This window comes from Verrucosispora sp. WMMA2044 (assembly GCF_027497155.1).
In the GTDB taxonomy this organism is placed as follows: Bacteria; Actinomycetota; Actinomycetes; order Mycobacteriales; family Micromonosporaceae; genus Micromonospora; species Micromonospora palythoicola.
The window spans coordinates 3,696,734-3,719,626 of the sequence record NZ_CP114913.1; the positions used below are offsets into that span (position 1 = coordinate 3,696,734).

General features: G+C 71.0%; 22 protein-coding genes and 1 tRNA gene. 11 read left to right on the plus strand and 12 right to left on the minus strand.

The genetic code is table 11. The features are described from left to right. Positions 1-150: 150 nt before the first annotated feature. Positions 151-225, minus strand: a tRNA-Val gene (locus tag O3597_RS16745). 50 nt (positions 226-275) lie between these two features. Then, entirely contained in the window at positions 276-953 is a 678-nt protein-coding gene (locus tag O3597_RS16750; protein WP_281601713.1) for a TIGR02611 family protein, read from the minus strand. Between the two features lie 296 nt (positions 954-1,249). Here O3597_RS16750 and O3597_RS16755 point away from each other — a divergent pair, with 296 nt between their 5' ends. Beyond that, positions 1,250-1,681, plus strand: coding sequence for an SsgA family sporulation/cell division regulator (locus O3597_RS16755; protein WP_007457244.1), 432 nt, complete (start codon positions 1,250-1,252; stop codon positions 1,679-1,681). Positions 1,682-1,881: 200 nt separating this feature from the next. Here the strand turns inward: O3597_RS16755 and O3597_RS16760 are convergent, their stop codons facing one another. After that, positions 1,882-2,658: a glucose 1-dehydrogenase gene (locus tag O3597_RS16760; protein ID WP_281601714.1), complete on the minus strand. Its 777-nt coding sequence runs from the start codon at positions 2,656-2,658 to the stop codon at positions 1,882-1,884. A 212-nt stretch (positions 2,659-2,870) separates the two neighbouring features. On the opposite strand from O3597_RS16760, the gene O3597_RS16765 reads away from it, so the two are divergent. From O3597_RS16765 to O3597_RS16775, 3 genes are all read left to right on the plus strand, one after another. Further along, a complete protein-coding gene (locus O3597_RS16765) occupies positions 2,871-3,770 on the plus strand; it encodes an AraC family transcriptional regulator (RefSeq protein WP_281601715.1) in 900 nt (299 codons plus the stop codon). A gap of 84 nt (positions 3,771-3,854) precedes the next feature. Beyond that, positions 3,855-4,310 carry an Rrf2 family transcriptional regulator gene (locus tag O3597_RS16770; RefSeq protein ID WP_281601716.1) on the plus strand — a complete coding sequence of 152 codons (456 nt, stop codon included), beginning with the start codon at positions 3,855-3,857 and terminating at the stop codon, positions 4,308-4,310. Positions 4,311-4,421: 111 nt separating this feature from the next. Next, a complete protein-coding gene (locus O3597_RS16775; protein ID WP_093402924.1) occupies positions 4,422-4,595 on the plus strand; it encodes a DUF4236 domain-containing protein in 174 nt (57 codons plus the stop codon). Positions 4,596-4,676: 81 nt separating this feature from the next. Here O3597_RS16775 and O3597_RS16780 read toward each other — a convergent pair whose 3' ends face one another. Both O3597_RS16780 and O3597_RS16785 read right to left on the minus strand, forming a co-directional pair. After that, a complete protein-coding gene (locus O3597_RS16780) occupies positions 4,677-5,531 on the minus strand; it encodes a hypothetical protein (protein WP_281601717.1) in 855 nt (284 codons plus the stop codon). Between the two features lie 48 nt (positions 5,532-5,579). After that, the gene (locus O3597_RS16785) at positions 5,580-6,101 is read right to left on the minus strand and encodes a VOC family protein (protein ID WP_281601718.1); all 522 of its coding nucleotides are present in this window, start codon (positions 6,099-6,101) and stop codon (positions 5,580-5,582) included. A gap of 49 nt (positions 6,102-6,150) precedes the next feature. Between O3597_RS16785 and O3597_RS16790 the strand changes: the two genes are divergently transcribed. The 3 genes from O3597_RS16790 to O3597_RS16800 all read left to right on the plus strand — a co-directional run bounded on the left by O3597_RS16790 (position 6,151) and on the right by O3597_RS16800 (position 10,918). Next, positions 6,151-6,612, plus strand: a complete 462-nt coding sequence (locus O3597_RS16790) for a MarR family transcriptional regulator (protein ID WP_164445466.1) — start codon at positions 6,151-6,153, stop codon at positions 6,610-6,612. A gap of 68 nt (positions 6,613-6,680) precedes the next feature. Then, positions 6,681-8,534 carry a tetratricopeptide repeat protein gene (locus O3597_RS16795; protein WP_281601719.1) on the plus strand — a complete coding sequence of 618 codons (1,854 nt, stop codon included), beginning with the start codon at positions 6,681-6,683 and terminating at the stop codon, positions 8,532-8,534. 161 nt (positions 8,535-8,695) lie between these two features. Further along, a complete protein-coding gene (locus O3597_RS16800; protein WP_281604564.1) occupies positions 8,696-10,918 on the plus strand; it encodes an AAA family ATPase in 2,223 nt (740 codons plus the stop codon). Positions 10,919-11,001: 83 nt separating this feature from the next. Here the strand turns inward: O3597_RS16800 and O3597_RS16805 are convergent, their stop codons facing one another. After that, positions 11,002-11,403, minus strand: coding sequence for a hypothetical protein (locus O3597_RS16805; RefSeq protein WP_164445467.1), 402 nt, complete (start codon positions 11,401-11,403; stop codon positions 11,002-11,004). A 172-nt stretch (positions 11,404-11,575) separates the two neighbouring features. On the opposite strand from O3597_RS16805, the gene O3597_RS16810 reads away from it, so the two are divergent. Together O3597_RS16810 and O3597_RS16815 are read left to right on the plus strand one after the other, a co-directional pair. Continuing rightward, positions 11,576-13,618 carry a glycerophosphodiester phosphodiesterase family protein gene (locus tag O3597_RS16810; protein ID WP_281601720.1) on the plus strand — a complete coding sequence of 681 codons (2,043 nt, stop codon included), beginning with the start codon at positions 11,576-11,578 and terminating at the stop codon, positions 13,616-13,618. Positions 13,619-13,815: 197 nt separating this feature from the next. After that, entirely contained in the window at positions 13,816-14,193 is a 378-nt protein-coding gene (locus O3597_RS16815) for a hypothetical protein (protein ID WP_164445468.1), read from the plus strand. Between the two features lie 86 nt (positions 14,194-14,279). Here O3597_RS16815 and O3597_RS16820 read toward each other — a convergent pair whose 3' ends face one another. Beyond that, positions 14,280-15,281 (minus strand): sporulation protein, encoded by a 1,002-nt coding sequence (locus tag O3597_RS16820; protein WP_164445469.1) that lies wholly within the window; start codon positions 15,279-15,281, stop codon positions 14,280-14,282. Positions 15,282-15,467: 186 nt separating this feature from the next. Next, on the minus strand, positions 15,468-16,079 hold the full coding sequence (locus O3597_RS16825) for a hypothetical protein (RefSeq protein WP_164445470.1): 612 nt from the start codon (positions 16,077-16,079) through the stop codon (positions 15,468-15,470). A gap of 119 nt (positions 16,080-16,198) precedes the next feature. On the opposite strand from O3597_RS16825, the gene O3597_RS16830 reads away from it, so the two are divergent. Next, positions 16,199-16,615 carry a MerR family transcriptional regulator gene (locus O3597_RS16830; RefSeq protein WP_164445471.1) on the plus strand — a complete coding sequence of 139 codons (417 nt, stop codon included), beginning with the start codon at positions 16,199-16,201 and terminating at the stop codon, positions 16,613-16,615. 70 nt (positions 16,616-16,685) lie between these two features. Here the strand turns inward: O3597_RS16830 and O3597_RS16835 are convergent, their stop codons facing one another. Next, positions 16,686-18,074 carry a cellulase family glycosylhydrolase gene (locus O3597_RS16835; protein ID WP_164445472.1) on the minus strand — a complete coding sequence of 463 codons (1,389 nt, stop codon included), beginning with the start codon at positions 18,072-18,074 and terminating at the stop codon, positions 16,686-16,688. Positions 18,075-18,420: 346 nt separating this feature from the next. Here O3597_RS16835 and O3597_RS16840 point away from each other — a divergent pair, with 346 nt between their 5' ends. Then, positions 18,421-19,383 (plus strand): TIGR03557 family F420-dependent LLM class oxidoreductase, encoded by a 963-nt coding sequence (locus O3597_RS16840; RefSeq protein ID WP_164445473.1) that lies wholly within the window; start codon positions 18,421-18,423, stop codon positions 19,381-19,383. 123 nt (positions 19,384-19,506) lie between these two features. On the opposite strand, the gene O3597_RS16845 is transcribed toward O3597_RS16840, so the two are convergent. The 3 genes from O3597_RS16845 to O3597_RS16855 all read right to left on the minus strand — a co-directional run bounded on the left by O3597_RS16845 (position 19,507) and on the right by O3597_RS16855 (position 22,888). Then, the gene (locus O3597_RS16845) at positions 19,507-20,301 is read right to left on the minus strand and encodes an endonuclease/exonuclease/phosphatase family protein (RefSeq protein WP_281601721.1); all 795 of its coding nucleotides are present in this window, start codon (positions 20,299-20,301) and stop codon (positions 19,507-19,509) included. 7 nt (positions 20,302-20,308) lie between these two features. Further along, entirely contained in the window at positions 20,309-21,799 is a 1,491-nt protein-coding gene (locus O3597_RS16850; RefSeq protein WP_281601722.1) for a phosphatase PAP2 family protein, read from the minus strand. Between the two features lie 72 nt (positions 21,800-21,871). Continuing rightward, positions 21,872-22,888: a YihY/virulence factor BrkB family protein gene (locus tag O3597_RS16855; protein WP_164445476.1), complete on the minus strand. Its 1,017-nt coding sequence runs from the start codon at positions 22,886-22,888 to the stop codon at positions 21,872-21,874. Positions 22,889-22,893: the final 5 nt, after the last annotated feature.

Genomic DNA, 22,893 nt, shown 5'->3' on the forward strand with positions numbered 1-22,893 from the left:
CGCGGTCGTCGGCCGCCGGAATGGCGGGCGGGGAGGCCCGGCCCGCGTCATCGCCAGCCTGCTCCCAAACTGCTCCCAATTCAAGGGGTGACAGCCAAGAAGCTCGTTACCGACCCAACCGGCAACGAGCTTCTGACCTGCACATATCGATGGTGGGCGATACTGGGATCGAACCAGTGACCTCTTCGGTGTGAACGAAGCGCTCTCCCGCTGAGCTAATCGCCCTCAGCGCGGATGACTCTACCCGATCGGGCGCGCGGACCGCGAACCCGGGGTCAGTGCGTCGCGAGGTAGTGCAGCACCTGGGCGATCACGTCGATGCCCAGGCTGTACTTGATCGACAGCAGGGCGACGGCGCCGACGAAGACGAGGCCGACCGAGCCGATCACCAGGCGTACGGGCAGGGATTGTTTCTTGACCCAGGCTGTCCAGCCGTGGACGTGTCGGCGGGTGAAGGCGAGTAGGCGTTTGGCCCAGTGGAACTCCACCGCCCAGATGCCGAGGCCGGCGATCACCAGCAGCCAACCGGGGCCGGGCAGCGGGATGAGTGCGATGCCGAGGGTGACCACCAGGGCACCGAACACCCCGAAAATGATCTTTAGTGCGATTCGGCCGGTGGGGTTGGCCCGGATCAGGGCGAGAGTGGTGGATATCCGCTGCCGCCACGGCGGCGGGTCGCGTCGCTCGGACACGGCGACACCACCCCTCTCGCGCTGCACGCCCCCGGTCATCTCCCCACGATGCCCCTTCCCGGTCGGTCTATCCCGGCTTCCCCCCGGGTAGCCACGTCCGTTACGCACCTGGACGGCCGCAGTGCCACGGCCACCCGACCGACCGTGATCGATCACTGACCGACCGTGCCGGTTCCTGCGCTTTTTCGGCACCCCGTACCCCCGCTGTTCGGCTGTGCGGACCGCGACGTTCGACGGGTCTCGCCCGGTCACCGCATCCACTGAGGAGCGCGTCCGCGACCATTTCCCGCCCCAGTGTGGCGCGGGCCGTCACTGCAACCGCCGACTGGACGTTACCGGAGTAAGTCGACGACTCAACAAACCCGATGCCGGGCAGGATGAACCCACTGGGCAGAATCGGAAATTCTACATGAAGTTTCACTTTCATGAGGCCCTTCCGACCCCCTTCCCACCACTGGGTGAAGTCAGCGCATGGCGGAGCGTAGCCAGGAGTAGCGGCTGAGTATGGGAAAAGCGGGACACGCGCGTTCCGCAGCGGTGCCGGGGGGAGAACGTTCATGAGTGTCATCCGACCGACGACCGTAGAGGTCGAGACGTCGCTAAGGCTCGTCGCACCTGACGCCACCGCCCTGCCGGTGCGCGCCAGTCTGCGCTACGACCCTGCTGACCCGTATGCGGTCCATGTCCTGTTCCATGCGGAATCGGCTGGCGGCGAGGCGGTGAGCTGGTCCTTCGCCCGTGAACTGCTGGTGACCGGGCTGGACGAGCCGGCGGGCATCGGGGACGTACGGGTCTGGCCCTGGGCCACCCCGCGCGGCGACTTCGTCGCGCTGGCGCTGTCGTCGCCGGACGGCAACGCCCTGTTCGAGGTGCCGCGCAGTGTGCTGGTGCGTTTCCTGCGGCGGACCTACGTCGTCGTTCCGCGCGGCCGGGAGGCCGAGCACTTGGACGTCGACACCGCGGTGAACCGGCTACTCGCCGGTCGCTGACAGACCGAACCGGGGGCCGCGCGGATCTGCCGAATCCGCGCGGCCCCCGCCTACCCCTCCCCCGCGCCCCGCGACACCCTCCGCGATCTTGCACTTTTGGTCGTTGTTACGCGGCTTCTGCGGCATATGCACCGACACAAACTGCAAGATCGCGGGGGCGGGGCAGGGCGGGGCGGGGATGCTGCGGCGGGGTGGGTGGGTCAGCCGTGGGTGGTCAGGCCGCCGTCGACGGGGATCACCGCGCCGGTCAGGTAGGCCCCGGCTCGGGAGGCCAGGTAGATGGCGGTGCCGGCCATGTCCTCGGGGCGGCCGATGCGGCCGAGGGGAATCTGGGCCTCGATGGCCGAGCGGGAACCGGGGTCGTCGAGCGCGAACGCCATCATCTTGCTCTCGAACGGCCCGGGGGCGATCGCGTTGACGGTGATCTGCTCGCCGGCCAGTTGATGGGCCAGGCTGCGGGTCAGCATGTGCACCGCCGCCTTGGTGGCCGAGTACGCGTACACCTCCATCATCGGCACCCGGATGCCGTCGATGGAGCCGATGTTGATGACCCGCGCCGGATCGTCAGAGTTCGCCGCCGCACGCAGGGCCGGAAGCAGGGCGGTGGTCAGCCGGAAGACCGCCTTGACGTTCACCGCCCACAACTTGTCGAACGCGCTCTCCGGGTAGCTCTCCAACGGCGCTCCCCAGGTGGCGCCGGCGTTGTTGACCAGGACGTCGAGCTTGTCGACCCGGTCCTGGACGGCGGCGGCGAGGTGCTGCGCGGCCTCGTCGCGGCCCAGGTCGGCGGGGATCGCCTCGCAGCGCCCGTGCGCGGCCAACTCCTTGGCCACCGCCTCGCAGACGTCGGCCTTGCGGGAGGAGATGATGACGTGCGCCCCGGCGGCGACGAAACCCCGGGCGATCATCAGGCCGATGCCCCGGGAGCCGCCGGTGACCAGGACGGTCTTGCCGTCGACCGAGAACAGATCCTTCATGCCATCCCCTTGCGGTACCCGGCCTGGGGGCAGCCGGTGTCGGTGCCGCCGTCACGAACCTCGGGGGCGTCACGACGACCAGGTCACTACCGATCAGTAACCTAACCGTCCGGACACTTCGGGAACAACCCCGTCCGTCCGCCGAAGTCGCAACCTCCCAACCGGGTGGGGCGGGATGCGTACGGGCCGGGCTCGGGCTAACGTCGCAGGTGATGGTCCCTTCCGGTCACCTCGCCACGGCGCTGCCCCACGCTGCCGCCAACTCGACCGAGATCGACACGGTCACCCTCGGTGATCTCACACCCGACAACGGGTGGCGACGACCGGTGCTGCTGGACCGCGACGTGATCGTGTTGACCACTAGTGGTCACGGGCTCGCCGAGGTGGATTTCCGAGCCCTGCCCTGCCGGCCCGGCACGCTGCTGCGGATCCGTCCCGGCCAGGTGCTGCGTTGCGCCCTGCCCCAGCTCGACGCCACGGTGGTCCGCTGGCGTCCGGAGGCGCTGGACGGGTTCGACGTCGACGCCGACGACGTGCCCCACTGGGTCCAACTGGCCGGCGAGGACGAGGACGCGATCATCAACGAGGTCAGCCAACTGACCGTCGACGCCAGCCGGCACCGGGACACCCGGGCCGCCCGCAGCCTGTTGCGCCATCAACTCAGCGTGCTGCTGCTGCGGCTGAGCATGCTGCCGTCCGGCTCCGGACAGCTGTCGCGGCCGGAGGACGAGACCTTCCGCCGACTGTGCCGCGAGGTTGAGCGGGGATACCAGGACACTCGGCGGGTCGAGGACTACGCCGAGCGGCTGGGCTGCTCGGTGCGTACCCTCACCCGGGCCTGCCTGGCGATTACCGGGCGCAGCGCCAAGCAGGTGGTGGACGAGCGGGTCGCGCTTCAGGCCAGCCGGTTGCTGGCGGCCACCGACGAGCCGATCGCCCGGATCGGCCGCCAGCTCGGCTTCACCGAACCGACGAACTTCGGCCGGTTCTTCACCCGCGAGGTCGGCATGAGCCCGGGCGCTTTCCGGGCCGCCCGCGAACGGCCCGCGTCGGCAGCGGTGGTGCGCCCCCGCCCACCCGTCGACGCGCGCATCGACGTCCATCGGGCATGACGGTGCGGCGCACGTGACGCGCCGCCGGGCGATCCGGCGGGCTCGGTGCGGCACCGGCGGCCACGGATTGGGCATGATGACGGGGTGCAGATCTCCGCGCGTGGTGACTACGCGGTACGGGCGACACTGAGTCTCGCGGCAAGCTACCCGTCGCTGCTGTCCACCCAGGCCATCGCGGCGGAGCAGGACATGCCCCGCAAGTTCCTGGAGGCGGTCCTCGCCGACCTGCGTCGGGCCGGCATCGTGCGGGCCCAGCGCGGCGCGGAGGGCGGTTACACCCTGGCCCGACCGCCCGGCGAGGTGACCGTGGGCGCGGTGTTGCGGGCGGCGGAAGGGCCGCTGGCCGGCGTCCGAGGCCTGCGTCCGGAGGAGACCCGGTACGAGGGGGTGGCCGCGCACCTGCCCGAGTTCTGGGTCGCGGTTCGCGCCGCCCTGCGCCGGGTCGTCGACGAGGTGAGCCTCGCCGACCTGGTGAACGGGCGGCTGCCTGCCCACGTTCGTCGCCTCACCACCCTGCCGGACGCCTGGGAGCCCCGCTGATGCCCACCCCCACCCTGCGACTGATACTCCACTGCGGATCCGGCCTGGTTTGGCGAATCGACGCAACGGGAATCTTCGAGCCCGAACGGGAAGTCTCGAAGGGAGCCCACAATGGGTGTGATGTTGCGTAAGCGCAAGAAGTTCGGGCCGCTGATCCTGCACTTCACGCAGAACGGCTTCTCGTCCTGGAGCATCAAGCTCGGTCGGTGGTCCTGGAACTCGCGGGCCAAGGCACACCGCGTCGACCTGCCGGGGCCGCTGCACTGGAAGCAGGACAAGTCCTGAGATCCCCAACTCTCAGCGGGGCGCCGGCATCCCCGGCGCCCCAGCACTGTCTCCAGCGGATCGCCGGCTTCTCAGATGTGGTCAAGCGTCTGACCGCACGGGTGTGACCAGCACGTCGCCGCCGAGCCGGCCGTCCGGCGGGGTCCGGGTCACCCGGCCGCTGTCGAGCAGGTCGTTCAGGGCCTGCACGGCGTCCACCGCCCGGTAGGCGGTCTCCGTCACCGCGTACCGGCGCAGCTCGGTGACCGTGCGCGGGCCGTGCCGGGTCAGCTCGCCCAGCAGCGCCCGACCCAACGGGGCCGGGTCCACCGGGGACGCCGGTGACAGTGGCTCGCCGTACGGGTCACGGAGCCGCAACCCGCTCGCCCACAGGGTCTCCTTCAGCTCCTCCAGGCTACGGTCCGATCCGGTGCCGAAGCCGAGCCGCCGGTCGGCGTCGACCAGCTCGACCTCGGTGGCCAGTGCGAACCCGGCGTCGACAAGCGCCGCCCGCAGGTGCCTCGCCGCACCGGCGACCACGAACGCCTCGGCGGTCCGGCCGGCCGCGGCGGCGGTCAGCGCCACCGGATCGTCCGCCTCCAGGTAGGACAGCACCGGCGCGCCCGCGGCACCGGCCGCCCGAAGGGCCACCGGCAGCCGGGCCGGCGGACCGGGCATCAGGTGTACGGCGACCTCGGCCGGCAGTGCGGCCTCGGCGGCACCGATTCTGGTCGGTAGTTCCTCGGTGCCCTCGGCGAGCACGAGGACGGTGAGCCGGCAGCCGGGCAGCCGCGCGGCGTGCTCGCCGGCCAGGCGTACGGTCCGCTCGGCCAGGTGCGGGTCGCTGCCGTCGTACCCGAGGGCGACGGTGGCCCGGCGGGCGCGGCGCAGCGCGGCCGGCAGCCACCGGTCCAGGTGTCGGAGGAACGGCGCGTGCCCTACGGTGTCGATCGGCATGCTGTGGTTCTACCGCAACCGGTCAGGCCGGCTCGCCTGGACGGCGGGTCACACCGGGACCGAGATGCCGACGCCGCCCCGGGTGTCCCCGCCGTAGCGCTGGATCTCGGCGGCCAGGTCGAGACGACCGATCCTGGTCCGGGCGGCGAGGGCGGCGTCGTCGAGCTGGTCGGCGGGCACCAGCCAGACCACCTCGAACTCCAGCCCGTCCGGATCCTGGCCGTAGAGGCTCTTGGTGGTGCCGTGGTCGGAGGTGCCGACCAGCGCACCCGCCTCGGTCAGCCGCCGGGCGGTGGCGGCCAGCTCGTCGAGGGTGTCCACCTCCCAGGCCAGGTGGTAGAGGCCGACGGTGGCCCGGCCGGCGGTCGACCGACCGGCGCCCGCGCCGATCTCGAACAGGCCGAGGTCGTGGTCGTTGGTGGAGCCCGGCGCCTGGAGGAAGGCGGCACCCCGGAAGCCTTCCGGGGTCATCGGTACCCGGCGGAAGCCCAGCACGTCGCGGTAGAAGGCGACGCTGCGGTCGAGGTCGCTGACGTAGAGGACGGCGTGGTTGAGGCGATGGATTCCCATGCGCCAAGGCTAGCCCGAGATTAGTTGAGTGTTCAACTACTGCGCTATGATGCTGGTCATGACCCGCTGGCTGGACCCGGACGAACAGCGCACCTGGCGGGCGTTCCTGACCGCCTCCCGGGCACTGATGGACACGCTCGACCGCGAGTTGCAACGCGACGCCGGGATGCCGCACGCCTACTACGAGATCCTGGTACGGCTCTCCGAGGCACCCGGACGCCGCCTGCGGATGAGCGAGTTGGCCGAGTCCAGCGGCTCGTCGCGCAGTCGGCTGTCGCATGCGGTGGCCCGCCTGGAGGCGGCCGGCTGGGTGCGTCGCGAGGACTGCCCCACCGACCGGCGCGGCCAGATCGCCCACCTCACCGACGACGGTTTCGCGAAACTGGCCGCCGCCGCGCCCGGCCACGTCGAGGGGGTACGCCGGCACCTGTTCGACCCCCTCGACGCCGACCAGGTGGCGCAGCTACGCCGGATCAGCGAGGTGCTGGCCGAACGCCTGAGGTCAGCGTGACCGGATCCTGACCGAACCACTCCGGCGCGGGTCTTGTACTAAACGTCGCTGAATGAGCACGATGGGGCGTGCCCTCCGGCTTCGGTGAACTGACTGATCAGGCGCACGACCTGGTCTCCGCCGGCGATCTCGCCGGCGCCCAACGGCTGCTCGCCGACGCGCTGACCGGCGCCGACCCGCGCCCGGCCAACGCCACGTCCGAGTTGGCCGAGGCGGCCAGCCTGCACGCGCGGGTGCTGGTCGCGCTCGGTGAGCCGCACTCGGCACGCGGCTGGGCCGCCTACGCGTACGCCGCCAGCACCCGGCTGTACGGTCGTTCCGATCCGCGTACGGTGGCCGCCGCAGCCACCCTGGCGGCGGTGCTGCACCGGGTGGGCAGTTGGTCGCGGGCGGCACGGCTGTACCAGGAAGTGATCATCGAGCTGACCGCTTCGGACGGGCCGGAGTCGCTGCGGGTGCTCGCCGCCCACGCCGACCTGGCCACCGTGGAGTACGCCCGGGGTCAGTGCCAGGTCGCCCGCGACCGGCTCCAGGACGCCTGGGAGCTGCACCGCGAGGTCTACGGCGACGGGCACCCGAGCGGGATCAAGATGCTGGCCCGGCTCGGCTCGATGCAGCGCGACTGCGGCCAGTTCGCCGAGGCGCAGGACAACCTGGCGCTGGCCCGTGAACTGGCCCGCCAGCACCTCGCCGCGGACGATCCACTGGCCATCCAGGTGGCGGCGCTGTCCCGGGCGGCGGCCAACCCGGACCACGTCTGCGCCGACAACCCGCCGGTCAGCGCGGAGGAACCGGTTGTGCCGTCCGCCCGCACCCCGCCGACCGAAGACATCCCGCCCGCGTCGACCTGGCCGCATCCGCGCCTGCCCGACGACGACGGTTCCGCCTGGACGGCGTCCGCGCCTACCGAGGCGGACACCACACCTGCCGGAACAGCCGCGGCGGACACCTGGGCCGAACACGAGTCAGGATCCGCCGCGCCGCCGCGTGACACCTGGCCGCCCGCCTGGGCGACGGCACCGGAGGACGAACCGCCGGACGAGCCGACCTGGTCCGCCGCCGCGCCGCCCTGGGGTTCGGACGAGCCGGTGCCCGCCGCTGGGGAGGACCATCCGGCGGAGGGCTACCACCCGAGCCACGGGTACCCGACGGCGGATTCCGCACCGCCCGGTGCCGCCTCGGCGGTGCCCACGCCCCGGCAGCCGGTCGACGGCCCGGCCGGACCGCCCGAGGACTGGTGGGTCGGCCCGGCCGCCGAGCAGCCCGCCCCGAACCCCTATCCGGAGGTGCCGCCACCGGCCGGCGGTGCCGTGCCGCCGAACGTGGTCGGACTGACCGGCACGCCACAGGCCCCCGGGGTGTACCGGCTGCGCCGGGTCGAGCCGGAACGCCCCGGGCCACCGTCGCGGCTGCTGCCGGTTCCGGTACGCCGTACCGCCGCCGCACCGGAACCGGCCGACCGACCGAACCGGCTGGTGCTGATCGTCGCGGCCGGAGTGGCCGTGGTGCTGCTCGGTGCCGCGGCGGTGATCGCCGGGGTGTCCCGGGTCGACGGCGGCGATCCGGCACCGCCGGCGGCCAGCGGTGACCCGAGCGGCGCGGCACCTCCGGCGGCCACCGCCACCGACGGCGCTGCTCCCCCGGCCTCGCCCGGTGCCGCGCCGACCGGTCTGTCGCTGCGCGACAACCGGGACAGTGTGACGTTGCGGTGGACGTACCCGGCCGGGGCGGAGGGGCCGGTGATCGTCTCGGGCGGTCGGAACGGTCAGCCGCAGAATCCGTTCGCGGATCTGCCCGCCGGCAGCGACAGCTTCGTGGTCTACGGACTCAACCGCAGTCTCGACTACTGCTTCACCGTCGCCGTGGCCTGGTCCACCGACACCGTCGCCCGCTCCGACGAGGTCTGCACCGAGCGTCGCTGACCGGCGGAACGCGCTATCTTTGGCAGTTCAGGCACAAAAAAGAACGGCTTCAAAAAGCCGTTCTGAATGCGAATTCTAGCCAATCGGGAGACGGATTGTCAAGGCACTCCGGCGGTTCACCGTCCGACGACGAGATCGGCCGCGAGCAGGAGTACGTCTCGATGCTCTACCAACGCCTCGACGACCTGCGGGACCAGGCGGCGACGCGGTTGACCGAGCAGCTGCGGTCCACCGGTGGCACGTTGCAGGCGCGCTCGCAGCGCGACAGCTCGGTACGCATGTACGCCGATCAGGTCGAGCAGTTCTCGGCGGTGGAGAACGGCCTCTGCTTCGGCCGGCTGGACACCGACAGCGACCAGCGCCACTACATCGGTCGAATCGGCATCTTCGACACCGAAGGTGACTACGAGCCGCTGCTGATGGACTGGCGGGCCCCGGCCGCCCGCGCCTTCTACCTCGCCACCGCCGCCAACCCGCAGGGCATCCGGCGACGCCGGCATCTGCGAACCCGGCAGCGGAAGGTGGTCGGCCTCAACGACGAGGTACTCGACCTGACCGCCGCCTCCCCCGCCGCCCACGAGGAGCTGACCGGTGAGGCGTCGCTGCTCGCGGCGGTGAACGCCGGCCGGACCGGCCGGATGCGCGACATCGTGGAGACCATCCAGGCCGAACAGGACCGGATCATCCGGGCCGACCTGTCGGGGGTGCTGGTGGTGCAGGGCGGGCCGGGTACCGGCAAGACCGCGGTGGCGCTGCACCGGGCCGCGTACCTGCTCTACACCCACCGGCGGGAACTGTCGTCCCGGGGGGTGCTGCTGGTCGGCCCGAACGTGACGTTCCTGCGGTACATCTCGCAGGTGCTGCCGGCGCTCGCCGAGACCGGCGTGCTGCTGCGCACCCAGGGCGACCTGTTCCCGGGGATCACCGCCCACCGGGCCGAGCCGGCCACCACCGCCGCCCTGAAGGGCCGCCTGACGATGGTCGAGGTGCTGACCAACGCCGTACGCGACCGGCAGCGGGTGCCCGACGAGCCGGTGGAGATCGAGTTGCCGCAGCGGGAGGTCCTGGTCCTCGACCCGGCCACCGTGTGGGCGGCGCGCGACCGGGCCCGGCGCAGCGGCCGGCCGCACAACCTGGCCCGCGCGGTCTTCGACATCGAGGTCATTCACGCGCTCGCCGACCAGGTGGCCGAACGCATCGGCGCCGACCCGCTGGGCGGGGAGAACCTGCTGGAGGAGGCCGACCGCGCCGAGATCCGCCGTGAGCTGCGCGAGGATCCGGAGGTACGGGCGGCCCTGGACGAGCTGTGGCCGGTGCTCACGCCGCAGCGCCTGCTCGCCGACCTGTACGCCGCCCCCGAGCGCATCGACACCGCCGCGCCCATGCTCAGCGACGCCGAGCGGGCCGCGTTGCATCGCGAGCCGGGCGGGTGGACGCCGGCGGACGTGCCCCTGCTCGACGAGGCGGCGGAGTTGCTCGGCGAGGACGACCGGGCCGCCGCCGCCCGCCGGGACCGGATCCGTGCCCTGCAACGCGAGTACGCCGAGGGCGTGCTGGAGATCGCCCGGGGTTCGCGCTCGATCGACGTGGAGGACGAGGCCGAGGGGGGCGAGATCCTCGGCGTGACCGACCTGCTCGACGCCGACCGGCTGCTGGAACGGCAGGAGGAGGCGGACCGGTTGACCACCGCCCAACGCGCGGCGGCCGACCGGGGGTGGGCGTTCGGGCATGTCATCGTCGACGAGGCGCAGGAGTTGTCGCCGCTGGCCTGGCGGCTGCTGATGCGCCGCTGCCCGAGCCGCTCGATGACCATCGTGGGCGACGTGGCGCAGACCGGGGCGCTGGCCGGCACCCCGTCGTGGGCGGAGGCGCTGGCGCCGTACGTGGCGGACCGGTGGCGGCTGGCCGAGCTGACCGTCAGCTACCGCACCCCCGCCGAGATCATGGAGGTGGCCGCGGGCGTACTGGCCCGGATCGATCCGGCGCTGCGCCCGCCCCGCGCCGTACGCTCCAGTGGTTTCGCGCCACGGCAGCGGACGGTGCCGGCGGAGTCGCTCGGCGCGGAGCTGGTGGCGACCGCCACCGCCGAGGCGGCCGGGCTGACCGACGGGCGGCTCGGGGTGATCGTCCCGGCCGGCCGGCTCGACGACCTCGGTGCCGCACTGACGGCGGCGCTGCCCGAGGCCGCCGTCGGTGAGCAGCCGGAACTGGAAAGCCGCGTCGTGCTACTGACCGTCGCCGACGCCAAGGGCCTCGAATTCGACTCGGTCATCGTGGTCGACCCCGACCGCATCATCGCCGAGTCCCCCCGAGGCCCCAGCGACCTCTACGTAGCCCTGACCCGCGCCACCCAACGCCTGACCACCCTCAACCCCACCCCTTGACGCCCGTTGATCATGAGGTTAGCGGCACTCACGGAGATCGAAAACGCCGCTAACCTCATGATCAACAAGGTGGAGGTGGGTGGTTAGTCGAAGTTGCCCTGGTGGGTGGTGGGGGTGGAGTTGTCGCTGGTGGAGCCGGCGGACGGGGTGGTCATGCCGCCTGTGGTGGCGTCACCGGTGGTGGTCGGGGCGACCTTGCCGGGGTGGCGCTCCGGTTGGCGGGCCACCCGACGGGCGCTGGCCGGACCGGCGGTGCCGCCGGTCGTGGTGATCGCGCCCTGGCCACGGGTCGGCCCGCCGTCGCGCAGCACGGTCGGGTCGATCGGCACGTCGGCCGGGTCGTCCGGGTCGTCGCGCTGCAACTGGCTCTCCACGTCGGTCGGCGGCACGGTCACCTCGTCCAGGGCACCTTCGCCGTACACACCGCCGGTGATCCGCTCCTCGGCCCGGCGGGCGGCGTCCTGTCGCATCTCGTCCTCACGCACGATCCATCACCTCGCAGAAGGGTCGGTCTCGGTGCGTGCCCGGTGACCGGCGCGGCAAACCCGCACCGCCGGTTCACCCGACCGTCGCGCTGCGCTTGCCTGCCCGCCGCGCCGACTGCCGATGCTGTGCAGCGGATTCGGCGGGAGATCCCCGCAGGAGGGAGAGGACAGCGTGCGCACCGTACGCCGTACCGCCGTCGTGGCTCTGGCCGCGACGACAGTGACGACCATGCTGGCGGCGCCTGCCCCGGCACATCAGCGCCCGGACCGGGACTTCGACCTACAGGCCCACCGGGGCGGGCTCGGGCTACGGGTGGAGAGCACCCTCGCCTCGTTCGGCAACGCCCTCCAGCTCGGGGTGAGCACCCTCGAACTGGACGTGCAGATCACCGAGGACGGACGGGCCGTGGTCACCCACGACCGGCGGGTCAGCGCCGCGAAGTGCACCGACACCGCCCCGGTCGTACCCGGCGACCCCGAGTTCCCGTACGTCGGGAAGTACGTCAACACGTTGACCCTGGCGCAGGTGCGCACCCTCGACTGCGGCTCAATTGCGCTGCCGGACCGGCCCGGGCAGCTCGCCGTGCCGGACGCCCGGATGCCGCTGCTGAGCGAGGTCTTCGCCCTGGTGAAGCGGTACCGGGCGCACGACGTGACGCTCAACATCGAGACCAAGGTGGAGGCGGGGGCGCCGAGCGAGACCGCCCCACGGGAACAGTTCGTCCAGGTCACCGCGAAGGAGATCCGGGCCGCCGGGCTGCTGCGGCAGGTGACCATCCAGAGCTTCGACTGGGGCGCGCTGAGGCGGATGCGTCAGGTCGAGCCCCGGCTGCCGCTGGTCGCGCTGACCAACTACGACTTCCTCCAGGTCGGGCAGCCGGGCGCCTCTCCGTGGCTGGGTGGGCTGGACATCGACGACTTCGGCGGCGACCCGATCCGGGCGATCCGTAGCCTGGGCGTCACCGCCTTCTCGCCGGTGCACGGCTTCCCGCAGAACGGCACCGTCACCGATCCCGGCTACCGGCCGTACGTGACGCGGGAGATGGTGACCCACGCGCACCGCAACGGCATCCGGGTGGTCCCGTGGACGGTGAACGACGTGCCGACCATGGCCAAGCTGATCGACGACGGGGTGGACGGCATCATCACCGACTACCCGGACCGGCTGCGCACGCTGCTCGCCCAGCGCGGCTACCGGCTGCCCCGGGCGTACGCGTCGCCGTTCGACATCCAGGCCCACCGTGGCGGCCGGGCGACCCGACCCGAGAACACCCTGCCCGCCTTCGCCAACGCCCTGGCCAACCCGGCGATCTCCACCCTGGAACTGGACACCGGGGTGACCGCCGACGGCCGGCTGGTAGTGCTGCACGACCGCACCGTCAACGGCTCGCACTGCCTCGACACCGCACCGGTGCGGCCGGGTGACCCGCAGTTCCCGTACGTGGGCAAGCTGGTGCACTCGCTCAGTCTCGCGCAGCTCAAGACCCTCGACTGTGGTACGAGGACCGCCGCCGACATGTCCGGCCAGGTGCCCGCCCCGGGTGCCCGGATCCCCACCCTGGAGGAGGTCTTCGCGCTGGTGAAGACCAGCGGCCGCACGGATATCCGGTTCAACATCGAGACGAAGATCAGCCCGTTGGTGGACGACACCGAGCCGTACCGCGGCTTCACCCGCAGGCTGGTCACCGCCGTGCAGCGCGCCGGCCTCACCGGCCGGGTCACCATCCAGTCCTTCGACTGGCGCACCATCACCTACGCCCGACGCCTGGACCGGCGGATCGAGACGGTCGCCCTGGTCTGGCAGTACGGGCCGACGGAGTGCGCCGGGCTGGCCGACGAGTGTTCGCTGCGGGCGGTGTACGGCGACCCGTCGGTCAAGAGCCCGTGGACCGCCGGACTGGACTGGTGGAAGTACCGGAACCTGGGCCGGCTCACCCGGGCCGCCGGCGCCGCCACGGTGTCGGCGAACTGGCAGGTGCACGACCCGGCGCAGGGGTCGGTCACCGACCCGGACTGGTACCTGCGGCAGGACCCGACGTACTTCCACGGACCGGACGTACGCACCCTCCAGGCCCGGTACGGGCTGAAGGTGATTCCCTACACCGTCAACGACGCGACGGTGATGCAGCGGGTGATCGACCTCGGGGTCGACGGCATCATCACCGACGACCCGGATCTGCTGGTCGGCGTGGCCATCCGCAACGGCCTGCGGTGAGCCGCGGCGCGGGCGACGCGGCACGCCGGCGTCGCCCGCGCCAACGACGGGAATCGCGGACCGGGCCGGCGTTACTGCCCCCGTCGGCGGGGGTAGACGCGGGGTGCCCCCGCCAAGTGCGCGAACCGTGCCGTGGCCGACACGCGGTAGCGGGGCGAGGGTCGCAGGTTACGACTCATCAATCCTGAGGAGGACAGATGAGCACGCAGGCTGCATCTACCAGGCCGATGAACCGTCCGGCGCAGGACGTGCAGAACCGCGCGGCCATGCAGGAGGCACCCACCCGTCAGATGCCGATGATGCAGGACGGGCACCGGGAGCCCATGCCGGGTGCGGGTACCGAGACGAAGCAGTCGTTCCTGACCACCGAGTTCTGGATCTACGCGGCTGCCGTCACCGCCGTGGTCATCGCCGCCTTCTGGCGTGGCACCACCGACTACGGACTGAACCTGAACAACCCGAGCCAGGCGTGGTTCTTCATCACCCTGCTGACCCTCGGTTACCTGGGTAGCCGTGGTCTGGCCAAGGCCGGCAGCGCGAAGCGTTCCGGCGAGGAGCGTAAGCGGGGACGGTGACCCCGCTCGGGCGAGGCCGCGACCGGCCCGCACACGCACGGTGGCCCTTCGGGATTCGTTCCCGAAGGGCCACCGTCCCGTCGTGCCTAGAACTCCTCGAAGCCGCCGAAGTCGCCACCGAAGTCACCGGCGGCCTCGCTCACCTCGTCCTCGGCGCCCTCGAAGGCGTTGCCGATCATGTGGCCGGCGAGCATGCCACCGGCGGCACCGAGCGCGGCGCCGGCCACCACGCCACCCATCCCGGAGCCGTGGCGCTGATGCGGGTGGCCGAACTTCTGCCCGCCGCCGTAGCCGTGCGGGCCGAACGCCTGGGTGCGCAGGGCACCGAAACGGCCGATCGTCTCCTGCAACCAGCCGTCGACCACCTGCACCCAGTCGGAGCGCTCCGCGTCGGTGTGCGCGACCTGGTAGCGGCCGAAGACGTCGTGCCCGGGTGCCAGGAAACCGCCGCGCTTGTCGCACTCCAGCACCACGTCCACGCCGTGCGGGTTGGTGACGAAGGTCAGTTCGAGTTCGTTGATGGTTTGCGCGTACTGCGGGGCGGCGAAGAACTCGATCTCCTGGTAGAACGGCAGGGTCTGGTGCACCCCGTGGATCAGCCCACGCTCCAGATCGGCCTTCTTGAACCGGAAGCCGAGCTGCAGGAACGCCTCCAGGATGCGCTCCTGCACCGGCAGCGGGTGCACGTTGATCTCGTCCAGGTCGCCCTTGTCGACGGCGCGGGCGATCGCCAACTCGGTACGCAGCCCGATGGCCATCCCGTGCAGACGCTGCCCGTAGACCGCGGTGATCGGCGTTTCCCAGGGCAGCGGCAGCTGGAACGGGATGGACAGCGCCTGCTTCGCCGCGAGTTGCAGTGGCCCGCTGACCGACTGGCGGTGGAACTCCATCACACCGGCGTGCTCACCGATCTCGACCCGGGTGACCAGGCTGATGGCGATTTCCTCGATGTCCGCCGCCGCGTCCCCGCCGAGCAGGTTGACCTGGCCGTCGAGGGCGAGTCCGGGTCTGGTGTTCGGGTTGGCCAGGACGGTGTCCACGCTGGGACCGCCCACGCCCAACGCGCTCAGCATCTTCTTGAAGACCATTGGTACTCCTGCGAGGTCTGGTGCCCGTACTCCATTGTGGGAGCGGACGCGGACCAGCGCACCCTATCGACCGGGCCTGTGAGGTCGCTGAAAAACCGGCGATCCCGGTGCGTCCCGGGTGCGTTCCCGGGACACCGACTGGCCGGGCGGCCCGAACCCGGGCCGCCCGGCTGCACGCGCTACCGGTCAGGGACGCCGAATGCTCTTGGTGTTCGGCGAGGAGTACGGACACTGGCTGGAGTATCCGGTACCGACCACGACGTAGCCCGACGGAACGGGCGAGACCCCGCAGACGACGGTGGTGCCGCTGGCGGACGGGATGCGGATGGTCCAGGTGTTCGGCCAGGCGTACGGACACTGGGTGGAGTTGCCCTGGGCCAGGATCACGTAGCCGTCCGGCAGCGGCCCGGCCTTGCAGACCACGGTGGTGGTGCTCGTGGACGGAATCCGGATCGTCATCGTGTTCGGCCACGCGTACGGGCACTGCGTGGAATTACCCTCGCTGAGCATGACGTAGCCGGCCGGGATGGTCGACACCTTGCAGACCGTGGTGGTGCCGGTGGTGGACGGGGTGGTGATGGTCCAGGTGTTCGGGTATGCGTACGGGCAGGAGCTCGACGAGCCCTCGGCGATGATCACGTAGCCGGCCGGTACCGGGGAACTCTTGCAGATGGTCGTGGTCGCCGCGCTGGCCGGCGACGACGCCGCCAGGTTGACGCCGATTGCCGCGGCGAGTACGACCAGCATGGTCAGTACGGCCCGCAACCTCGCATGACCCGCTTGACGCAACAACTGCACTGACGCCTCCACTTGTCAAGACTTCAATCGCTTTTCTGGGAGTCGGCCGCCGCGGCTTGACGCCAATCGCAATGATGCAAGTTAATGCTGACATGAAGTCAAGATCTGGTGGGCGATCAATGACTATCGGCGAGCTGGCCGGCCGGTTCGGCCTGGCTCCACACGTACTGCGGCACTGGGAGGCGATGGGTCTGCTCGCCCCCGACCGGCAACCCAACGGACGGCGTCGTTACCAGCAAAAACACGCCGGTCAGGTCGGTCTGATCCTGCTCGGCAAGGAGGCCGGGTTCAGCCTCGGCCAACTGCGGGCACTACTGGCCAACCGGGACGACCCGACGGTATGGCGGCAGCTGCTGACCGAACAGCGAAACGTACTCCGCCGGCGAATAAGTGACTCACGCACCTCGTTGGCAATTATTTCCCACGCTCTGGACAGCGATCACCGGGACCTCACCGAATGCACCGAACTGGTGAATTCGATGAACACGACCGATGCCCGGTCGGAGTCCTCCCCCATTTCCGGCGAACCCGACTGAGCCCTTTCCACCTCGACCCCGACGCAGCGGTGGCCGGGCCCGTGCAGGCCCGGCCACCGACGGTGCGAGATCAGCTCGCGGTGCAGCTCACCGCGGGAGCCGAGTTGGTCCCGTTCCAACTGCCGAGGAAGCCGAAGTTGGTGCTTGCCCCGGCGCCGAGGCGGCCGTTGTAGGAGACGTTGCGGGCGGTCACGGTGGACCCGCTGCTGGAGATCGTCGTGTTCCAGGACTGGGTCACCGTCTGCCCGTTGGCGTACGTCCAGCGCACCGTCCAGCCGTTGATGGCGGTGGAGCCGGCGGTCACCCGCACGTCGCCCTGGAAACCACCCTGCCACTGCCCGGTGATCGAGTAGGTCGCCGTGCAACCGGCGCTCGGCGGCGGGGTCGACGGGGGCGGCGTCGAGGGCGGCGGGGTCGAGGGGGGCGGCGTGGACGGTGGCGGGGTCGACGGCGGCGGCGTGGTCGGCGGGATCGAGTCGTAGACGCTTGCCTGCCGCGCGGTCTGCCGGATGCCGTTGGTGCCGTTGAACAACCGCTCACCCCAACTGGTCAGCTGGTTGGGGTTGAAGTTGGTGGCCATGTCGAGGTACTCCACGCCACCGCTGTTGCCGCTCCACGACCAGCCGAGCCAGCCGATGCCGTTGGCCTGGGTGTAGGCGAGGATCGCGTCCTCGTCGGGGTTGCCGTCGGAGTGGTTGTGCCCGAACTCGCCGACCACGATGGGCAGGCCACGGCTGCGGAACCGGCCCAGGTAGTCGCTGATCTCGGCGGCGGTGTCGAAGACGCCGTACATGTGGACCGAGAAGACCGTGTTGCCGGCCGGGTCGGCGCTGAACACGGTGGGCGCGCTGTCGCGCATGGTGAACGACCAGTCCTGCCCCCAGTTCGGGGCGTCCACCATGATGGTGTGGGTGAGGCCGCCGGTGCGCAGCCGACGGATCGCGTTGGCGGTGTCGGTGGCGTACGACGAGTAGTTCTGGTTCCCGTACGGCTCGTTGCCGATGTTGACGATGACGTACGCTTCCTGGCCGTTGAGCGCACTGGCGATGCTGAGCCAGTAGTCGACCGCGCGGTCCAGGCTGACCGCCCCGCTCTGCTCGCCGTACCCGGTGGTGTCGTGCACCTCCAGCACGCAGATCAGCCGGTTGGCCTTGCAGAGCTGGATCACGTTCGACACGTCACTGGCGCTGTTGCGGGTCCACCGGTCGCCGCTGGAGAGCACGACCCGCACCGAGTTGGCGCCGAGTGCCTTGACGTCGGCGAAGGAACTGGTCTGGTTCGGGTACCAGGTGTGCGCGTGGTTGACCCCACGCATGATGAACTCGTTGCCGTTGGCGTCGTAGAGCCGTCCGTTGCTGACCGTGAAGCCGGCGGCGGCGTGGGCCGAAGGTCCGAAGGCGAACACTGCGGCGACGGTCGCCAGCAGGACGGCGCCGACGGCCGCGAACAGTTTTCTCATGCATTCCTCGCAGGAGATGTCTCCCCCGTGCCCAGGGGGTGCGGTGAGTGGCAGGTGAGCGGCTGCAGCCCGACAGCCGCGTTCAGACCCGGCGAGGCATCAGCGTATGCCGATGGGATGGCGAAAGCAACCGGTTCAGTACGCCGGCTACCCGTGACGACCCAGGAGACACCGAGTCGTCACGGGGGCGGACATCCCCACCACAGGACGTACACCACGCCGGCATCTGAACCGGTTCAGACAACGGTAGGCACGGGCCGGGCGCACCGTCAAGCGTCGAACAGGGGTTGACCGATCCGGGCCGGGGTATCCGGAATGACCTGCCCCCGGCCCGAAGGAGACGTCAATGGTCAGCGTCGGCTACACCCTGATGTGCGAGCAGGCAGGTCCGAAGGAACTCGTCGACCACGCCGTACGGGCCGAGGCGGCGGGCTTCGACCACCTCGTCATGTCCGACCACTACTACCCTTGGCTGGAGTCGCAGGGGCACTCCCCGTACGCCTGGTCGGTGCTGGGCGCGGTCGCGCACGCCACCTCCCGCGCGGCGCTGATGTCCTTCGTGACCTGCCCGATCCGCCGTTACCACCCGGCGGTGGTGGCGCAGAAGGCGTCCACGCTGGGGGTGCTCTCCGACGGTCGGTTCACCCTCGGACTCGGTGCCGGGGAGAACCTCAACGAGCACGTGGTGGGCGGCTGGCCGCACGTGCAGCAGCGGCACGAGATGTTCGAGGAGGCGTTGCAGATCATCCGTCCGCTGCTGAACGGCGAGACGCTGACCTTCTCCGGCAACCACTTCGACGTGCCGGACGCCTACCTCTGGGACCGACCGGACACGCCGGTGCCGATGGCGGTGGCCGCCTCCGGCCGCCAGTCGGCGACCCTGGCCGCCGAGTACGCCGACGGCATGATCGCCACCGATCCGGAGCCGCACCTGGTCGAGATGTACGAGCAGGCCGGCGGGGCCGGGCGTCCCCGGTACGGGCAGGTGGCCATCTGCTACGGACCGGACGAGGCCGAGTGCCGCAAGATCGCCCACGACCAGTTCCGCTGGTTCGGACTGGGCTGGAAGGTCAACACCGACCTGCCCGACACCGACTCCTTCGCGGCGGCCACCCGCAGCGTCCGCGAGGAGGACGTGGCCGCAGGGCTCTCCTGCGGCCCGGACGTCGACAAGCACGTGGCGGCGTTCAAGAAGTTCGTCGACGCCGGCTTCACCCACGTGGCCCTGGTCCAGGTCGGCGGCGACACCCAACCGATGTTCCTGGACTGGGCGCAGGACGAACTGCTGCCCCGACTGCGTGACCTGTGAACAGGAAGGTGTGATCGTCGATGCGATTCGGTAACACGGAGATCCGACCGGCCGGCGGCGGCGTCGGCTGCCTCCTGATGATCCTCTTCTCCCTCGTCGCCTCGGTCGTCCTGACCGTCCTGCTCAACCTGCTCCTGTGACCGCCGCCGGCGGGGTGAGGACGAACTCGGCGACCAGGGGGTAGTGGTCGGAGGCGTGGTCGGTGTGGGGGGTGCGGACCACCTCCACGTGGGTGAGGTGGGTGGCCAGGGTGGGGGTGGCGAGCAGGTAGTCCAGGCGCACGTCGGGGAACTCGGCGCCACCGTGGGCGGTGGGCACGGTCGGGCCGGCGTCCGCGCCGAGATCCACCAGGCCGGCGGCGAGCAGCCGGGCCACCGCGCGGGTCTCCACCGTCCGCCCGTCCCGACGCAGATGCCGTCGCCGGTACCCGGGCGGTAGCCGACCCACCCGGTCAGCGTGCTCGGCGTACGGGTCGAGGGTGTTCAGATCACCGGCGAGCAGCGCCAGGCCGTCCCGGTCGGTACGCACGGCGCCGGCCGCCCAACCCGCCTCGACCAGCCGTCGGGTGCCCGAGTACGGGTCGAGGTGGGTGCCGAGCACCGTCAGCGGACCGGCGGCGGTGCCCACCACCACACGTTGGGCCGCGTGGTGGAACGGCCGACGTACCGGTGCGGCGGCCAGCACCGGCCACGGCGCCCGCACCAGCACCGCGACCGGCTGCCCGAACCAGGAGCGGGCCAGGTACGGCCGGAGCTCGACGTCGCCGGCGAAGCCCGCGACGTCGAGACCACCCAGTTCCTGCAGGGCGAGCACGTCCGGCCGCTGCCCGGCGACGACCCGGGCCACCAGCTCGCGCCGGTCCGGACCGCCACGGTCCCGGCCGCCGGTGCGGATGTTCCAGGTCATCACCCGCAACACGGGCGGCTCAGCCGGGCCGGCCGGCCCGGGCCAGCTCGTCGTCGAGGGTGTCCACGTCCTCCGACTCGATGGCCGGCTGGTTGCCCTGCCGGACGTCCTCGTTGGGGCGAACCACCCAGTACAACAGCCCGATCCAGAGCGTGGTGAGCAGGATCGCGCCCATGAAGTCCGTCGGGTGGTGCATCCCCCGGTACATCCGGGAGATCGCCACTCCCACCGGCATCACCACGGCGAGCGCCACGAAAACCCACCGCCACCACCGGTCGGTACGCGGGAAGACGATGACGGCGATCGCCACCCAGATGCAGAGCGTGGCGGCGATGTGCCCGGACGGGAACGACGAGGTCGGCATCGGCCCGTCCAGGTTCTCCACCGGCGGGCGCGGCCGGTCCACCGCCGCCGCGCTGGCCAGGAAGAGAGTCAACTCGCCGAACATGGTCAACGCCACGAACAGCACCGGTCGCCACCGCCGCCAGATGGCCAGCACCAGCGGGCAGAAGACCAGCGAGATCGCCAGGATGGCGTGGGTGTCGCCGACCTTGCTCCACCACCAGCTGACATCGTCGAGCGCGGCGGTACGCCGATCGGCGAACCAGGTGGGCACCGTCTCGTCGAGGCTGGCCAGGAAGGTGTTGTCGGCGTAGTAGCTGACGAACATGCCGAAGCCGTAGAGGGCACCGAACACCAGCACCCAGCCGACGATGATCTCGGCGACGCCGGCCCGGGCGTGCGGCAGCAGCTTCTCCTCGTCCGGCGCGGGCGCCACCTCCTGCCCGGCCTCCGGCTCCAACCCCTCGGTCAACGGCGCCGCGGGCCGCCCCCGCTCCAACCGCCACAACCGGAACGCGTACGCGGTGACGCCCAGCCAGGCCGCGCCGAGCAGCCAGGCGCCGATCACGTCGGAGAGGAAGTGCACGCCGAGCGCCACCCGGGTGAACCCGATCAGGAAGACGACGGTGGCGACCAGGGCCATCGCCGGCCGGCGCCAGCGGGGTGCCATCGCCGGCAGGAACACCAGCAGCAACGCGCCGTAGGCCACCATCGACCCGAGGGCGTGACCGCTGGGGAAGCTCTGTCCCGCGTACGCGCCGATCGGCACCTCCACCTCGGGACGCAGCCGGTCGACGAGCGTCTTGAGCGACGGGTCGAGGATCAGCGCGCCCGCGCCGGTGACGATCAGGAACACCGCGAGGCGGCCCTGCCGGCGGATCAGCAACCCGACCACGGCGACGGTCACCAACCAGATGATGACCGCCCGCCCACCGAGGTCGGTGATGGCGGTGAGCACCGTCACCAGCGGCCCGATCGGTGACACCTGGTCGTTGAGCCACTGCGCCACGCCGTGGTCCACGTCGTACAGCGGCGACCACCGCACCCGGACCAGCACCAGCAGCAACCCGAAGCCCACCCCGGCACCGAGCACGAGCGCCAGACCGGCGAGCGTACGTTCGGTGAAATGTCCGAGGGGTCGTCGCAGTACGTCCCTGACCGCGCCCACGGCAGCCTCCTTCGCTTCTGGCGTGGCGCAGTACCCGATCCGCCGCCGCGGTACACCCGGCGCCCGGCTGGGTCAGAGCGCGGTCATCTCGCCGGTGTCGTGCACCGGTACCCGCTGTACGTTCGGCTCCCACAGGTCCGGCTTCGCCGGCTCCTGCACGCCGATCCGTACCGCCTCCAGTTGCGCCGCGAACGAGAGCCCGCCGAACAGCGCCATGCCGGTGAGGTTCGCCCAGAGCAGCAGCGCCATGATCCCGGCCAGCGCGCCGTAGGTCTGCCCGAAGTCCTCGCTGAACCGCACGTACCCGGCGAGCAGCAGACTGGCCAGCCACCACATGGTGGTCGCGATGCCGGCACCGAACAACAGCCAGGACAGGCCGGGCTGGTGACGGCGGGGCGCGTGGCGGAACAGCACCGCGACGGCGAGCACCGTCAGGCCCAGGCTGAGTGGCCAACGCACCACGTCCCACACCGTTCCGGCGACATCACCCCAGGCGTAGTGGCGTTCCACCGAGTCGCCCATCGGCCCACCGCCGACCAGGATGAGGAACCCGGCCAGCGCCGGGAGGCCGGCGGTGACGGCGAGCACGGCGGCCCGCAGGTACTTCCACAACGCCGGGCGGTCCCGTTCGACGCCGTAGATCCGGTTGGCCCCCCGCTCGATCTGGGCCATGGTGCTGGTCAGCGCCACCAGGCCGGTGATCATACCGAGGGTCAGCGCCACCTCGCCGGCCTCCTCGACCCGCTCGGCGCCCGCGTCGTCGCCCCCGCCGAGCAGCTCGGCGACCATCTGGTCACTGGTGCCGGGGGTCAACGCCAGCACCGTGTCGGCGACCACCTCCCCGCCCTCGGCCACGCCCAGCTCGGAGATCAGCCCGGTGAGGGCGATCAGGAACGGCACCACGGCCAGGCAGAGCTGAAACGCGAAGGCGCGGGAGTGGCTGAACCCGTCGCCGTAGCGAAACCGGGTGAACGCGTCCCGCAACAGGTGCCAGCCGCCCTCCCGGCGCAACGTCTGCCAGGCATGGTCGGCGCAGAGCTGTTCGTCGGACATCAGCCGGGTCTCCGGCACGATCCTGGTGCTGCTCACCCGAC